The 15,607-nt window shown below is 67.9% G+C and carries 12 protein-coding genes and 1 pseudogene; 4 read left to right on the forward strand and 9 right to left on the reverse strand.

The window, feature by feature from the left end; genetic code table 11:
• Positions 1 to 8: 8 nt before the first annotated feature.
• The 7 genes from O1Q03_RS10240 to glcD form a co-directional block, all read right to left on the reverse strand.
• Positions 9 to 1,388: a cache domain-containing protein gene (locus tag O1Q03_RS10240; protein ID WP_269503178.1), complete on the reverse strand. Its 1,380-nt coding sequence runs from the start codon at positions 1,386 to 1,388 to the stop codon at positions 9 to 11.
• Positions 1,389 to 1,560: 172 nt separating this feature from the next.
• The gene (locus O1Q03_RS10245) at positions 1,561 to 3,123 is read right to left on the reverse strand and encodes a sensor domain-containing diguanylate cyclase (RefSeq protein WP_269503179.1); all 1,563 of its coding nucleotides are present in this window, start codon (positions 3,121 to 3,123) and stop codon (positions 1,561 to 1,563) included.
• Positions 3,124 to 3,662: 539 nt separating this feature from the next.
• Complete coding sequence (locus O1Q03_RS10250; RefSeq protein WP_269503180.1) at positions 3,663 to 5,828, reverse strand: malate synthase G; 2,166 nt, start codon at positions 5,826 to 5,828, stop codon at positions 3,663 to 3,665.
• Positions 5,829 to 6,156: 328 nt separating this feature from the next.
• Positions 6,157 to 6,561 carry a GlcG/HbpS family heme-binding protein gene (locus tag O1Q03_RS10255; RefSeq protein WP_269503182.1) on the reverse strand — a complete coding sequence of 135 codons (405 nt, stop codon included), beginning with the start codon at positions 6,559 to 6,561 and terminating at the stop codon, positions 6,157 to 6,159.
• Positions 6,562 to 6,583: 22 nt separating this feature from the next.
• Positions 6,584 to 7,804, reverse strand: coding sequence for a glycolate oxidase subunit GlcF (gene glcF, locus O1Q03_RS10260; RefSeq protein ID WP_269503183.1), 1,221 nt, complete (start codon positions 7,802 to 7,804; stop codon positions 6,584 to 6,586).
• Positions 7,805 to 7,826: 22 nt separating this feature from the next.
• On the reverse strand, positions 7,827 to 8,903 hold the full coding sequence (glcE, locus tag O1Q03_RS10265) for a glycolate oxidase subunit GlcE (protein ID WP_269503184.1): 1,077 nt from the start codon (positions 8,901 to 8,903) through the stop codon (positions 7,827 to 7,829).
• Positions 8,903 to 10,402 (reverse strand): glycolate oxidase subunit GlcD, encoded by a 1,500-nt coding sequence (gene glcD, locus O1Q03_RS10270; protein ID WP_269503185.1) that lies wholly within the window; start codon positions 10,400 to 10,402, stop codon positions 8,903 to 8,905. Before glcD ends, glcE begins: the two co-directional genes overlap by 1 nt.
• Before the next feature lie 222 nt (positions 10,403 to 10,624).
• Here glcD and glcC point away from each other — a divergent pair, with 222 nt between their 5' ends.
• Both glcC and O1Q03_RS10280 read left to right on the forward strand, forming a co-directional pair.
• The gene (gene glcC, locus O1Q03_RS10275; RefSeq protein WP_269503187.1) at positions 10,625 to 11,395 is read left to right on the forward strand and encodes a transcriptional regulator GlcC; all 771 of its coding nucleotides are present in this window, start codon (positions 10,625 to 10,627) and stop codon (positions 11,393 to 11,395) included.
• Positions 11,396 to 11,593: 198 nt separating this feature from the next.
• Entirely contained in the window at positions 11,594 to 13,078 is a 1,485-nt protein-coding gene (locus O1Q03_RS10280; protein ID WP_269503189.1) for a nitronate monooxygenase, read from the forward strand.
• An 80-nt stretch (positions 13,079 to 13,158) separates the two neighbouring features.
• On the opposite strand, the gene O1Q03_RS10285 is transcribed toward O1Q03_RS10280, so the two are convergent.
• Entirely contained in the window at positions 13,159 to 13,854 is a 696-nt protein-coding gene (locus O1Q03_RS10285; protein ID WP_269503190.1) for an NUDIX hydrolase, read from the reverse strand.
• A 256-nt stretch (positions 13,855 to 14,110) separates the two neighbouring features.
• Here O1Q03_RS10285 and O1Q03_RS10290 point away from each other — a divergent pair.
• Positions 14,111 to 14,345, forward strand: a pseudogene (locus tag O1Q03_RS10290) (LacI family DNA-binding transcriptional regulator); the annotation flags it as partial.
• Between the two features lie 11 nt (positions 14,346 to 14,356).
• Here O1Q03_RS10290 and O1Q03_RS10295 read toward each other — a convergent pair.
• Complete coding sequence (locus O1Q03_RS10295; RefSeq protein WP_269503192.1) at positions 14,357 to 14,998, reverse strand: GntR family transcriptional regulator; 642 nt, start codon at positions 14,996 to 14,998, stop codon at positions 14,357 to 14,359.
• 94 nt (positions 14,999 to 15,092) lie between these two features.
• On the opposite strand from O1Q03_RS10295, the gene O1Q03_RS10300 reads away from it, so the two are divergent.
• A complete protein-coding gene (locus O1Q03_RS10300) occupies positions 15,093 to 15,569 on the forward strand; it encodes an OsmC family protein (RefSeq protein ID WP_269503193.1) in 477 nt (158 codons plus the stop codon).
• Positions 15,570 to 15,607: the final 38 nt, after the last annotated feature.

Consider the following 15,607-nt stretch of genomic DNA (forward strand, 5'->3'; position numbering starts at 1 on the left):
GCGCGTCGTCAGGCGGCGCGCAGCGGCACGCGCGCGGCCACGACGGTGTGGCCGACCTGCGACGTGATCGTCAACGTGCCGCCGAGCGCATCGAGGCGCTCCCGCATGTTGCGCAGGCCGATGCCGCGGCGCGCATCGGTCTGCGACCGTTCGGCGTCGAAGCCGCAGCCGTTGTCGGCGATGGTGAGCGTGACGGAGTGCGCGCTGACGTCGAGCGTGACGGCCGCGCGCGACGCGTGCGCATGATGCACGATGTTGCTGAGCGCTTCCTGCGCGATCCGGAACAGCGCGGTGTTGACGGCGGCGGGCAACGGCCGCGCGCCGCTGTGCGCGACCTGCGTATAGCCGATGTCGATCCCGCTTTCGGCGCCGAATTCGCGCACGAGCTGTTCGAGCGCGGCGGCGAGGCCGAGATCGTCGAGCATCGCCGGCCGCAGCGCATGCGAGATGCGCCGCACTTCGCGCAGCGTGTCGCCGAGGCGCCCGACGCCCGACGCGAGCGCCTGCTCGGCTTCGGGCACGCGCGTTGCGCCGCGCTCGAAGCGCGCGAGCGCGGATTCGAGCATCAGCTTCGCGGACACCATCATCTGGCTGATCCCGTCATGCAGCTCGCGCGACAGCCGCTCGCGCTCCTGCTCCTGCGATTCGACGACACGCTGCGCGAGCTGCTTGAGCTTCGCATCGGCACTGCGCGACTCGCTGACGTTGAGCACCAGCGCGCACACCGCGATCGCCGCGGCGCCGGTCAGCGCGATCGCGGTGAGCCAGCTCATCGTGCGCTCGATGTTGGCGGACGCACGCGCGTCGATACGCTGCAGCGCGGTGTCGACGTCGTCGAGATAGATGCCGGTGCCGACCATCCAGCCCCACCGTTCGAGCGCGACGACGTAGCCGAGCTTCGGCGCGGCCTTGCCCGTGGACGGCCGCTGCCACGTGTAGCGCACGAAGCCGCCGCCGTGCGATGCGGCGCCGATCAGCTGCTGGATCGTCAGCGCGCCCTTGGGATCACGCATCGACCAGAAGTTGTGACCCACGCGCTCGGGCTCGCGCGGATGCATCAGCGAATTGCCGTGCAGGTCGTACACGAAGAAGTAGCCGTCGGGGCCGAAATCCATCTTCTGCAGCATTGCGAGCGCCTGCGTGCGCAGCAGCGCGTCGTCGCGCGCGTTGCGGCCGCTCGCGTCGTAGAGCGGCATGATCGCGCTGGTCGCGAGCTCGACGTAGTGCTTGAGCTCGACTTCCTTGCTCGACAGGTACGCGGCCTGGATCGTCGCGTGCTGCGTGCGCGCGAGCGACGTCGCCTGCTGGCGCACGCCGAAGCCGATGCCGGCGATCGCGAGCAGGAACGGCACGATGGCCAGAAGGAAGATCTTTGCCTTGAGTCTCATGGTGGTGTGAAGCGGGGCGCGGGCCGGCGGGCGCGTGTGTCGCGCGGCGGCTCGGCGAGCCGACATTGTCGGCGATTTCGCGCGCGGACGGCGGCGGCCGCGCGGCAGCGCGGCCGATGCTCAGGCCCGGTATTCAGGCCCGGTATTCAGGCCAGACACTCAGGCCAGGCACTCAGGCCCGACGCGCCTCGGGTTCGACGCTCGCGGGGTTCTGCACGACGATCTGGTTGCGTCCGCGCTCCTTCGCGCGGTACAGCGCGTCGTCGGCGAGCTTCAGCGCGGCCTGGATGCTGTCGTCGCGTTCCGGATAGCAGGTTGTCACGCCGATGCTCGCGGTCAGGCGGCCGGACGTGTCCGCATCGTGCCGGATGCCGAGATCGAGAATGCCCTTGCGGATCGTCTCGGCGATCGACACGGCGCCGTTCGTGTCGACGTCAGGCAGCACCACGACGAACTCTTCGCCGCCGTAGCGGGCCGCGTAGTCGGCCGGCCGGCGCAGGCATCCGGCGATGCAGCGGCCGACCGCCGACAGCGCGTCGTCGCCGGCCTGGTGGCCCTGCGTGTCGTTGTAGCGCTTGAAGTGATCGACGTCGACGAACAGCAGCGACAGCGCGTGCTGCGAGCGCGCGGCACGGCGCCATTCGCGCGCGAGCGTGACGTCGAGCATCCGGCGGTTGTCGAGCCCGGTCAGGCCGTCGGTGCGCGCGAGCGCCTCCAGCTCGGCTTCCGCGCGGTGACGCTTGCGCAACTGCACGTCGAGCAGCAGCGACAGGCCGACGAAGCCGAGCGCGAGCACGGCCATCGCGGAGCCGATCGGAATGGCGCGGTCATACCACGCGGCGTAGGTGTCGGCTTCCGAGCGCGCGACCATGATGATCAGCGGCAGGTGCTCGAGGTGCCGGAACACGTACAGGCGCCGCACGCCGTCGATCGTCGCGGTATCGGCGAAGCTGCCCTCGCTCGCAGTCATGAAATGCCGGAACGTGCTGGCCTTGCTGATATTGCGGCCGACGATCGACGGATCGTACGGCTTCCGTGCGAGCATCAGGCCGTCCGTGTTGATCAGCGCGACGGAGCCGCGATCGCCGAGCGCCAGGCGCGAGAACAGATTCTGGAAATATTCGAGCCGGATCGACATCACGGCAACCCCACCGAACGAGCCGTCGGGCCGCGTGATCCGGCGGCTGAGCGCGATGCTCGGCGAGCCGTCGCGCAGCCGCGAATGGTACGGGGGGCTGACGTACAGGCCGACGTCCGGATGATCGCGCTGCACGGTGAAATACGGCTCGTGGCTGAAGTTGGCCTTGCGCGGCACGTCGCTCACGCCGTCGACTTCGATGTCGCCCTTCGCATTCAGCACGTAGATACCGCCGAGGTACTTGGCCGTTGTCGCGCGGTCGAACAGCACCTGGCGGCGCAGCGCCATCGGCAGCGCTACGATCGTCGGGTCGTTCGCGCCATCGACGACCGCCTGCAGCGACAGCGAATAGATCTCGATGTTGCGTTCGATGTCCCACGACGCCATCAGCGCGAGGTTCTGCTGCATGCTGCGCGAGCGGTCGCGCGCGTCGATGCGGCCTTCGTACAGCACGATGGTGCACAGAAGCATCAGGAGCAGCGCGATCAGCAGCCCGGAATAGAAGATCAGGTGCGGCAGCAGGAGCCGGCGCAGCCGAGCGGCGGTACGGCCTGACAGGCCGGGTTCGCCGGGCATTGCGTAGTCGGTTTCTGCCATGGTCCGAGGATCGAGTGGCATCGTCGCTGGCGGCGGCCGATGCGATTGTTCGTATGGTTCGCCGGCGGCGATCCAGTGCGCGGGCTCCTGCGGATTTCGCCGGACCGACCGGGAAAGCGCGCCGATTATCGCTAAATTGCGGGCCGGATAAGCTGCTTAATTCCCCCGTTCACCGGCAAGATTTGCCGCGATTCGATGATCCGACGAATCGAGCGGCGCGAATTGGTCCGAGTATAGCGCGGGCATTCGTGTGCGCGGAAAATGTTGCGCCCGCTTGATCCGGATCAAATTGCCGGACCGTCCGATACTTGCGGATAACCCTCAAAGCATTGCAGTGCAAGGGCCGCGCGGCTCGTGCGGCCCGCTCGCCGATTTTCACGCTTTAACTCTGATGAATGGGCCAGCGAACTCGTTCGATATGTGCCGATTATCGTTTTCAGCGACTGCATGAACCTGATATGAAAAACGGGCGGCCGTGACGGCCGCCCGTTTCGTTAAGCCCGCATGCGGGAAGTCCCGCATGCGCGGGCTTAACCGCCTTACGGTTGCGCCTTGAACGCGAGCCGGAACCGATGCAGCAGCGGCTCGGTGTAGCCGCTCGGCTGCGACGTGCCCTGCAGCACCAGCGCGCACGCGGCCTTGAACGCGGTCGACTGGTCGTAGCCGGGCGCCATCGGCCGATAGTTCGGATCACCCGCGTTCTGCTGGTCGACGACGCGTGCCATCCGCTTCAGCACGTCGAGCACGAACGCCTCGGTGATCACGCCGTGACGCAGCCAGTTCGCGATGTGCTGGCTCGAGATGCGCAGCGTTGCGCGGTCTTCCATCAGGCCGACGTCATGGATGTCGGGCACCTTCGAGCAGCCGACGCCCTGTTCGACCCAGCGCACGACGTAACCGAGAATGCCCTGCGCGTTGTTCTCGACTTCGCTCAGGATCTCGGCCTCGCTCCACGCGGCGCGCTCGACGACCGGCACGGTCAGCAGCCCTTCGAGCAGCACGTCGCGCTCGCTCGCGTACGGCGTCTTCTCGAGTTCCTGCTGGACGGCTTGCACGTCGACCAGGTGGTAGTGCAGCGCGTGCAGCGTCGCGGCGGTCGGCGACGGCACCCAGGCGGTGTTCGCGCCGGCGCGCGGATGCGCGATCTTCTGCTCGAGCATCGCGTGCATCAGGTCCGGCATCGCCCACATGCCCTTGCCGATCTGCGCGCGGCCGCGCAGGCCGGCCGACAGGCCCGCGAGCACGTTGTTGCGCTCGTATGCCTGGATCCACGCCGACGACTTCATCTCGCCCTTGCGGATCATCGGGCCCGCTTCCATCGCGGTGTGCATCTCGTCGCCGGTGCGGTCGAGGAAGCCGGTGTTGATGAACGCAACGCGGCCGGCGGCCGCCGCGATGCACGCGGCGAGGTTCACGCTGGTGCGGCGCTCCTCGTCCATGATGCCCATCTTCAGCGTGTTGCGCGGCAGGCCGTACAGATCCTCGATGCGCGCGAACAGCGTGTCGGCGAACGCGACTTCGGCGGGGCCGTGCATCTTCGGCTTCACGATGTAGATCGAGCCCGTGCGCGAGTTGCGCTTGGCCTTCAGGTCGTGCAGCGCGCACAGCGTGGTGACGACGCCGTCGAGGATCCCTTCCGGAATCTCGTTGCCGTCGCGGTCGAGCACCGCGCCGATCGTCATCAGGTGGCCGACGTTGCGCACGAACAGCAGCGAGCGGCCATGCAGCGACAGCGTTCCGCCGGCGGGCGTCGTGTATTCGCGATCGGCGTTCAGGCGGCGCGTAAACGTCTTGCCGCCCTTCGCGACTTCCTCGGCGAGCGTGCCCTGCATCAGGCCGAGCCAGTTGCGGTAGAGCTGGACCTTGTCGTCGGCGTCGACGGCCGCGACGGAATCCTCGCAGTCGATGATCGTGCTGACCGCGGCTTCGAGCACGACGTCCTTCACGTTCGCGGGATCGGCGCGACCGATGGGCGTCGATGCGTCGATCTGGATCTCGAGGTGCAGGCCGTTGTGCTTCAGCAGGATCGCGGACGGCGCGCCGGCCGCGCCCTGGTAGCCGACGCACTGCGCCGGCTGCGCGAGGTGCACGACGCCCTTCGCGGTCTCGACCGCGAGCTGGCCGTCCTGCACGCGGTAGCGCAGCGCGTCGCGGTGCGAGCCGCTCGCGAGCGGCGCCGCGTTGTCGAGCACGTTGCGCGCGTAGTCGATCACGCGTTGCCCGCGCGTCGGGTTGTACGCCGACGTGCGTTCGGCGCCGCCGTCTTCGGGCAGCGCATCGGTGCCGTACAGCGCGTCGTACAGGCTGCCCCAGCGCGCGTTCGCGGCGTTCAGCGCATAGCGCGCGTTCGACAGCGGCACGACGAGCTGCGGGCCGGCCTGCGTGGCGATCTCGCTGTCGACGTTCGCGGTGGCTGCCGCGACGTTCGGCGGGACCGGCACGAGGTAGCCGATCGTTTCGAGGAACGCGCGAAACGCGGCATGGTCGCGCACCGGGCCCGGGTTCGCGCGATGCCACACGTCGAGCTCGTGTTGCAGACGGTCGCGTTCCGCGAGCAGTTCGCGGTTGCGCGGCGCGAGGTCGTGCACCAGCGCTGAAAAACCGCTCCAGAACGCGGCCTTGTCGATGCCGGTGCCCGGCAGTGCTTCGTTTTCAATGAACTGGCTGAGCGCTGGCGCGACTTGCAGTCCTGCTTGGTCGATCATCGTGATTCCTCCCGGGAACGAAAAACGCGCGCGTTGGCTGTAGGGCCTGTTCACGCTAATAACGGGCTTGCGCTGGCCCCCGGAAGGGCCGAGCGCAAGGATTGCGACGAAGCGAATACTCGACGTATTCGCGAGGAGCATGACGCGGCGATCGGCCCTTCCGGGGGCCAGCCCCACGAACGATTTTCTCCAAACAGGGGAACGTGCCTTTCCGCCCGCATGGCGGCGTCGTTCGTCGTTGCAATAGCTACGGCTATTGCGCCTCCTCTCTCCTTGCCCTGCGGGCGGAAAGGCACGTTCGCAAGCCCGTTATTAGCGTGAACAGGCCCTAGGCCACGACGCTTTGTGTGCCGGCGCGGGCGATCTGCGCGTCCTGCTCGGACTTTACGCCAGACACGCCGATTGCGCCCGCAATGCGGCCGTCCACCGTGACCGGCACGCCGCCTTCGAGCAGCCCCGTCAGCGGCGCGCTCAAAAACGCTGTGCGGCCACCGTTGATCATATCCTCATACGCCTTCGTCTCGCGACGGCCCAGCGCCGCCGCGCGCGCCTTGTCCTGCGCGATGTACGTGCTGGCGGCCGACGCGCCGTCCAGGCGCGCGAACGCCAGCAGGTGGCCGCCGTCGTCGACGATGGCGATCGACACGGCCCAGCCGTGGCGCTCGGCCTCCGCGCGGGCCGCGACGAGCATGCGTTCGACGTCGGCGAGTTCGAGTTCGGGTTTCGTTTTCATGGAAGTCCTCCGGAATCAGCGGTCAGTTGACGAGTCGGTTGTCGACGAGCTCGATCCAGTGACGCACGGGCGTGCGGCCCGCGCCGTTCAGGTGAGTCTGGCAGCCGATATTGGCCGTGACAATCAGGTCCGGCCGTGCGGCTTCGAGCGCGTCGAGCTTGTTGTCGCGCAGTTTCGTCGCGAGTTCGGGTTGCGTCAGCGAATAGGTGCCGGCGGAGCCGCAGCACAGATGGCCGTCGGCGACATTCGTCAGATCGAAGCCGAGCCGCGTCAGGATGCTTTCCACCGCGCCGCCGAGCTTTTGCGCGTGCTGCAGCGTGCACGGGCAATGGACCGCGACGCGGCGCGGCGCGGTATCGGCGAGCGCGTCGAGCGGCTCGGCCGCGATCACTTCGGCAAGATCGCGTGCGAGCGCGCTGACGCGCCGCGCCTTGTCCGCATAGACGGGGTCGGAGCGCAGCAGGTCGCCGTATTCCTTCACGAACGCGCCGCAGCCGCTCGCCGTCAGCACGATCGCTTCCGCCCCCGCCTCGACCGCCGGCCACCACGCGTCGATGTTGCGGCGTGCGCGGGCGAGGCCGGCGTCCTGTGCGTTCAGGTGATATTCGGTCGCGCCGCAGCAGCCGGCTTCGCGCGCGGGCGTGACGCTGATGCCGAGCCGGTCGAGCACGCGCGCGGCGGCCGCGTTGGTGTTCGGCGACAGCGACGGCTGCACGCAGCCTTCCAGCATCAGCACGCGCCGCGCGTGACGCAGCGGCGGGCGCGGCGCGGCCGCGGGCACGGCGGCCGGGATCTTGTCCTGCAGCGTGCCGGGCAACAGCGGGCGCAGCGCGCGGCCGGCTTTCAGCAGCGCGGCGAAGGTGGCCGGCCTCGGCACGACGTGGCGCAGGCCCACGCGCAGCAGGCGCTCGCGCGCCGGGCGGCGTGCGCGCTTCTCCGCTTCCGCGCGGCCGATGTCGAGCAGCGTGTGATAGCGCACGCCGGACGGGCACGTCGTTTCGCAGTTGCGGCAGCTCAGGCAGCGGTCGAGATGCTGCTGCGTGCGTTCGCCGCACGGCTCGCCTTCGAGCATCTGCTTGATCAGGTAGATGCGTCCGCGCGGCCCGTCGAGCTCGTTGCCGAGCACCTGGTAGGTCGGGCAGGTCGCATTGCAGAAGCCGCAGTGCACGCATGCGCGCAGGATCGCTTCCGCTTCGTCGGCCCGGTCGAGGGCCTTGCTTGCTTCGCTGAGATTGGTTTGCATCGCGGTTCGGATTCGGGTGGCGTCAGACGTCCGCGTACAGGCGGCCGGGATTGAAAATCGCATGCGGGTCGAGCTGGGCCTTCAACTGCCGATGCACGCGCAACAGCGCGGCCGGCAGCGGCTGGAACGGCTCCGGTGTGACGCCGGGCGTGCAGCAGGTTGCGTGGCCGCCCCACTGCGCGGCGAACCGCTGCACGTCGGCCGGTGCGGCATCGCTCTTCAGCCAGCGCTGCGCGCCGCCCCAGTCGACCAGCTGCGCGCCGGGCAGCGCGTCGAGCGGCGCGGCGGCCGGCACCGACACGCGCCACAGTGGGCGCGGATCGTCGAAGAACGGCAGCGACAGGTCGCGCAGCCGCGCCCAGAACCCGTCGTCGCGATCGTCCATCCGCTCGCCGCCGATCGTGTCGCGCGCGGCCTTCACCGAGCCCTCGCCGCCTTCGATCCGCACGCGCAGCACGCCGTCCGCGTGGCAGGCGCCGGCGAGCGGCAGCCCGGCGCGCCGCCATCCGGCGATGCGTTGCACCGCTTCGGCCGCCGTGAGCGGCAACGCGAGATCACCGGTCGAGCGCGGTTTCGGCAGCACCTTCAGCGACACCTCGGTCACGACGCCGAGACAACCGAAACTGCCGGCGAGCAACCGCGACACGTCGTAGCCCGCGACGTTCTTCATCACCTCGCCGCCGAAGCGCAGGTGTTTCGCGTGGCCGGTGATCACGCGGCAGCCGAGCACGAAATCGCGCACCGCGCCGGCCCACGGGCGGCGCGGCCCCGACAGCCCGGCCGCGAACATCCCGCCGACGGTCGCTGCGGCGCCGAACGACGGCGGCTCGCACGGCAGCATCTGGCCGGCCGCGTCGAGCATCGCTTCGAGCTCGGCGAGCGGCGTGCCCGCGCGGGCGGTGATCACGAGTTCGGTCGGGTCGTACGCGACGATGCCGCGGTGCGTGCGCACGTCGAGCGTGCGGCCTTCGACGGTGCGGCCGACGAAGGCCTTCGTGCCTGCGCCGCGAATGTGCAGCGGCTGGCGATCGTGGATGGCGGCGTCGACCTGTGCGACGAGCGCCGCGCTGTCGTCGATCGATTCGATGTCGCGTCGCATCAGAAGCGCTCCAGTTCGGGAAACGGCAGCTTGCCGTGATGGACGTGCATCGCGCCGAATTCGGCGCAGCGATGCAGCGTCGGGATGTTCTTGCCGGGATTGAGCAGGCGCTGCGGATCGAACGCGGCCTTCACCGCGTGGAAGAACGTGATTTCGTCCGCGTTGAACTGCACGCACATCTGGTTGATCTTCTCGCGCCCGACGCCGTGTTCGCCGGTGATGCTGCCGCCCACCGCGACGCACAGCTCGAGGATCTTGCCGCCGAGCGCTTCCGCGCGGTCGAGCTCGCCCGGCCGGTTCGCATCGAACAGGATCAGCGGATGCATGTTGCCGTCGCCCGCGTGGAACACGTTCGCGACCGGCAGCGCGTATTCGGCCGACAGCGCGGCGATGCCTTCGAGCACGCGCGGCAGCTCGCGACGCGGAATCGTGCCGTCCATGCAGTAGTAGTCGGGCGACATGCGGCCGACCGCGGGGAACGCGTTCTTGCGGCCGGCCCAGAAGCGCTGGCGCTCGGCTTCGTCGCGCGCGACGCGGATCTCCGACGCGCCGGCATCGCGCAGCAGCGCGGCGACGCGTTCGGCATCTTCTTCGACATCGCTCGCGCTGCCGTCGAGTTCGCACAGCAGGATCGCCTGCGCGTCGACCGGGTAGCCGGCGTGGATGAAGTCCTCGGCCGCGCGGATCGCGAGGTTGTCCATCATCTCGAGCCCGCCGGGAATCACGCCCGCGCCGATGATGCGCGCGACCGCCCCGCCCGCTTCGGCCACGTCGTCGAAGCTCGCCATCAGCACCTTCACGCTCGGCGGCTTCGGCAGCAGCTTCACGGTCACTTCGGTGACGATGCCGAGCATCCCTTCCGACCCGGTGAACAACGCGAGCAGATCGAAGCCCGGTGCGTCGAGCGCGTCGGCGCCGAGCGTCAGCGTGTCGCCGTCGATCGTCACGATCTCGACCTTCAGGATGTTGTGCACCGTGAGCCCGTATTTCAGGCAATGCACGCCGCCCGCGTTTTCGGCGACGTTGCCGCCGATCGAACACGCGATCTGCGACGACGGATCGGGCGCGTAGTAGAGGCCGTACGGCGCGGCCGCCTGCGAGATCGCGAGGTTGCGCACGCCGGGCTGCACGCGCGCGATGCCGGCATCGGCGTCGATGTCGAGAATCCGGTTGAACTTCGCCATCACGAGCAGGATGCCCTTTTCGAGCGGCATCGCGCCGCCCGACAGCCCGGTGCCCGCGCCGCGCGCGACCACCGGCACGCCGTGCGCGGCCGCGACGCGCAGCACCGCGCGCACCTGCTCGACCGTGTCGGGCAGCACGACCGCGAGCGGCACCGTGCGGTATGCGGCGAGGCCGTCGCATTCGAATGGCTTGAGCGCCTCGCGTTCATGCAGCACGTCGAGGCCGGGCGCCGCCGCGCGCAGCGCGGCGACGAGCGTGTCGCGGTCGACCGTCGCCAGCGGGCCGTCGATCCGTTCGTCGTAGGCGAAACTCATCGTGTGTCTCCGTCTCCACCATGCAGGCGCCGCGCGGTAGGCGGCGCGCCGGATGGAACGCATTCTTGGCGGGACGTGCGGGCGTGTCCAGACGTCACGCGAGTGGTCATACCAGTTTTTGCAGGGGCGTCAACCAGCAGCTATCGATTAGGTCTAAAAACCCAACCATGACAAGGCTTTGTGCGAAAATCCCCGATATTCTTCCGAGGTGGTCATACCAGCATGGAAATGCACGATCGACAGGCCCCCGCGCGCAATGTGGCCGACGTCGTCGCCGAGCGGATCGAGCAGCTGATCGTCGACGGCGTGCTGAAGGCAGGCCAGGCGCTGCCGTCCGAGCGGCGGCTGACCGAGAAGCTCGGCGTGTCACGCACGGCTGTGCGCGAAGGGATGAAGCTGCTGCGCGCGCGCGGGATCATCGATACGACGCACGGCAAGGGCTCGTTCGTCGCGAGCCTGACCCCGCAACGCGAAGTCTCTCCGATGATGCATCTGCTCGGTTCGCAGCCGCGCACGCTGTACGACCTGTTCGAGGTACGCGGAATGCTCGAGACGGAAGCCGCGCGGCTCGCCGCGCTGCGCGGCACGCCGGCCGATTTCATCCTGATCCGGCGCCGTTACGAGGAAATGACGGCGGCGGACACGCAGGATCTCGATCCGGCCGCGCGCGCGAAGCTCGACCATGCGTTCCACCTCGCGATCTGCGAGGCATCGCACAACCCGGTGCTCGTCAATACGCTGCAATCGTTGACCGATCTGCTGCTCAGTTCCGTGTTCGCGTCGGTGAACAACCTCTATCACCGCGAGCCGTTGAAGAAGCAGATCGACCGCCAGCATGCGCGGCTTTACAACGCGGTGACCGGGCGCTTGCCCGACCAGGCGCGCAAGGCCGCGAGCGAGCATATTCGCCAGTGCGTCGACTACCTGCGCGAGATCGAACAGGAGGAACAGCGGCTCGTGCGCTCGACGCTGCGGCTCGAAGGATGGACTTGAGGCGAGCGCACGCTGGAGCGGACGCCGTCGCCATGACGTTCGTCACGGAAATCGTCGTCCCGGTGCGGCCTGAGGAGCGAATATGTCACAATGTGACCCATTCGATGCGTGGCCCGACACGACCCGTTTCGCCTTCGCGCGACACGTGCTTTGGCGGTCGACCGTGACGCGCCGCCGATCCTTGAAGGAGGACGCTGCATGTCGATTCCGATGCGTGGCGACGGGCCCGAGGCCCGCGCCGTCCAGATCCTGCATCGCCCTGTCTGCGACCTGCTCGGCTGTGCATGGCCGATCGTGCTCGCGGGCATGGGCGGCGTTGCGCGGGCCGAGCTCGCGAGTGCGGTGAGTGCCGCCGGTGGCTTCGGTTTTCTCGGGATGGTGCGCGAGCCCGTCGCGTTGATCCGGCGCGAGGTCGGGTTGGTTCGCGCGGCGACCGAGCGGCCGTTCGGCGTGAACCTGATTCCCGCATCGACACCGCCTGAACTGCTCGATGCACAGCTCGACGCGTGCATCGAATTGCGCGTGCCCGTGGTTGCGCTGTTCTGGGACGTGATGCCGGGCGTCGTGCGGCGTCTGCGCGATGCGGGCGTGCGCGTGGTACATCAGGTCGGGTCGCTCGACGATGCGCGCGCGGCGGAGGCGGCCGGTGCACAGGCGCTGATCGTGCAGGGGCACGAGGCTGGCGGTCATGTGCGTGGCGATCGGCCGCTGGCCGAGTTGCTGCCTGACGTGGTTCGTACGACGCGGTTGCCGGTGCTCGCGGCGGGCGGCATCGTCGATGGTGCCGACGTGGCCGCTGCGATGGCGCTCGGCGCGCAGGGCGCGGTGATGGGTACCGCGTTCATCGCAACGCATGAATCGTTCGCGCATGCGTATCACCAGCAGCGGATCGTCGACGCGCATGAAGGCGACGCACTGCTGACCGACATCTTCCATATCAACTGGCCGCGCGGTGCACGCGTTCGTGTGTTGCCGTCGAGCGTCACGCGCGGCGAGCGCGGCGATCCGTTCGGCGACGCGCGCGTCGTGATCGGCGACGAGGAAGGGCGGCCGATCTATCTGTTCAGCACCGACTCGCCGCTGCGTACGATGACGGGCGATTTCGAAGCGATGGCGCTGTATGCGGGTACCGGGGCCGGGCGGATCGATGCGATCGAATCGGCCGGCGCCGTGCTGCGCCGTATCGTGCTCGATGCGGCGGCGATCGTCGAGAACGGGGCGGTGACGACTGCACCGGCAGCTGCGTCCGACGAGAATCGGGCGGCGTTGCTTGCGGCGCTAGATGAATTGCTGGAGGCGGAGCGCGCGGGGGCTCGGGTTGCGTCGGAGACGGCGGCAGAGGTCACGGAGGATGCCGAACTGCATCGGTTGATCGCGCATATTCGGCAGGACGAAGCACACTGGTGCAGCGTGCTCGTCGATGCGATCCGCACGCTTGGCGCGACGCCTACGCGGGCGACCGGTTCGTTTTATGAAAAGGCGATGGCGATCGACGATCTGGCCGAGCGGATGGCGTTTCTGAATCGAGGACAGAGGTGGGTCGTGCGCAAGCTGCAGACGCTGCTGCCGACGCTTGCCGACCCGGATATTCATCACGCGCTGTCGCTGATGCTGGTCGCGCATGAGAAGAATATCGGGTCGGTGGACATGCGGTTGCGGGAGCAGCGGGCGGGCGGGGTGTAAGCGTATGGGGAAGTCGCGGCTGGAAACCGTGTTGGCCGGTTCAGCGGCGATCATTGCCGATCGCGTCCGACGGGCGGCACTCAAGCCCGGCGCGAATCCTCATCGTGCTCGGAATCGGCGGCCCGCAGTAGCTCCGCCACGGAATTCAGAATGACGGCGGTCACGCCCCAGATATCGTATTCCTGATCCGCCCAGTACCACGCGCCGGCGCGCTCGCCATCCGTGTATTGCCGCGGCAGGGCGGAATTCAACAGCGTGGCGAGCGGCAATTCGAAGATCTCTTCGACCTCGGCCGGCGCCGCCGCCCATGCGGCCGTGGCAGACACGAGGCCGATCACCGGGACGATGGCGTGATTACGCTTCCGTGTCTTATGGATCGGCAGACACCCGACCAATCGGACAGCGTTCGGGTCGAGGCAGATCTCCTCGAAGCTCTCGCGCAGTGCCGTGCATCCCACGTCGTGATCCGACTCCATCGGGCGGCCGCCGGGGAAGCTCACATGCGAGGAATATTCGCTCAGGTTCGACGAGCGCTTGGTGAGCAGAACCGTCGGCGCTGGGCGTAGCACGACGGGCACCAGCACGGCCGAAAGTTTCCACACGCCGCTAATGTCGTCGAACGATTCCTTTATCGCAGACCAGCTCGTCGAACCCGGAAGCCGGAAACGCTCCACGCCTCGCACGATGGACTCGACGAGAACGTGCGTTGCGCCGGTGTCCGGCAGCGACGCGGGTTGTTCGTCATCGGTATTCAGGGCGCCTTGGTCGGTTTTCACGTCCTCCTCCTGTATGGATGCAGCGGAAATACCTCGATGCGGTTGTTCCTGTTCAGCGAGCGCGTCGATGCTGGCGCGATCACGATACCGTATTTTGCGAAATGTCCGCGGCGTTCGAGGTCGACCGGAAGCCGGCATCGGGTTCGGCTTGAGTGAACGGAAAATCCGGTATCACGGACATGCCTGCGGCGACGAGCACCTCGTCATTCCCAGCTACTCCGTTCAGAGCCCGAAAAGCAAAAACCCGCCTTCCGGGCGGGCGCTCGGGTATCGCCCGCATCGGGCCGCGCGGGCGCTGGCGGAAGGGCGCGCGCCGACGGTCGCGCTGATGGTGTCGAGCATCGCGAACCGGTTCTATCCGCATCGGACTCGCGGTCGAGCGCGCAGTGCGCCGCAACGGGCAGTTTTTGATCATCCGCAATACGAATGAAGATCCGTTGCAGGGGCGCGCGTATCTCGACCAGATCGCCGGGGCAAGAGAGGACTCCGTCGCCCGCTCGCCTCACCCGCCTTCGACGAGCCCCATCACGATCCGTCGCGCCGATTCGAGATGGGACACGGTCATCGCCCGCGCGCCGCGTGCATTGCGTGCCCGGCACGCTTGCAGGATCTCTTCATGCTCGACCTGGAACGACGGCGTATCCGCAAGCAGCGTCGTCTGCAGGCGTTCGTACCGCTCGACCTGGCCGCGCAGTTCCGCGATCGCCTGCAACAGCCGCGCGTTGCCGCAGCACGAATACAGCAGCGCATGGAATTCGCGATTGAGCTCGCCTTGCCGGCGCGGCACGCCGGATTCGCCGAGCAGCCGATGCACGAGTTCGGCGCGTGCCAGCGTCTCGTCGTCGAGCCGCTTCACGCTCCGGTAGATCGCATCGCCTTCGAGCAGCGCGCGCATGTCGTAGATTTCCTGCACGTCGGACGCATCGAGCATGCGCACCACCGCGCCGCGATTGCGGAAGATGTCCAGCAGCCCTTCGCGTTCCAGGCGCTGGATCGCTTCGCGCATCGGAATCCGGCTGATCCCGAAACGCTCGGCAAGGTCGCGCTCGACGAGCCGTTCGCCTGCCTGCAACTCGCCGTTGATGATCATTTCCCGCAGCGATGCGGCCACCGCGTCCGCCGTGGAATCGAGTCTGGCTTCCATGCCTCTGGGCTCCTGAGTTTGGAATAATGGTATACCAAACGTGATTCCAGTGCCACAATGTCGGCCTCACGTTCCGATAGCAGAGGAGAGCGAGATGGCGCATGGCGAACACAAGTACCGCGTGGCAGTGGAGTGGGTCGGCAACCGCGGAACCGGCACGTCGGGGTATCGCGAATATGGCCGCGATCATGTGATCCGCGCGGGTTCGAAGCCGGATATTCCCGGTTCGTCGGACGCCGCGTTTCGCGGCGATGCGGCGCGCTGGAACCCGGAGGATCTGCTGCTGGCGTCGGCTTCGGCGTGCCACAAGCTCTGGTATCTGCATCTGTGCTCGGATGCCGGGATCCGCGTGCTCGCGTACGTCGACGACGCCGAAGGCACGATGCTCGACAGCGCCGAACCAGGGCGCTTCACCGAAATCGTGCTGCACCCGCGCGTGACGATTCGCGCCGGCGACGATCGCGCGCTGGCGGAGCAACTGCATCGTGCGGCGCATGCGAAGTGCTACGTGGCGAACTCCGTCAATTTCCCGATCCGGTGCGAGCCGGTGATCGAGTTCGCCGCGGGGTGACGCACGCCAGGAGTCGACGTTGAAGCTCTTGTCCGAAG

It is taken from the genome of Burkholderia sp. IMCC1007 (genome assembly GCF_027257875.1).
In the GTDB taxonomy this organism is placed as follows: Bacteria; Pseudomonadota; Gammaproteobacteria; order Burkholderiales; family Burkholderiaceae; genus Burkholderia.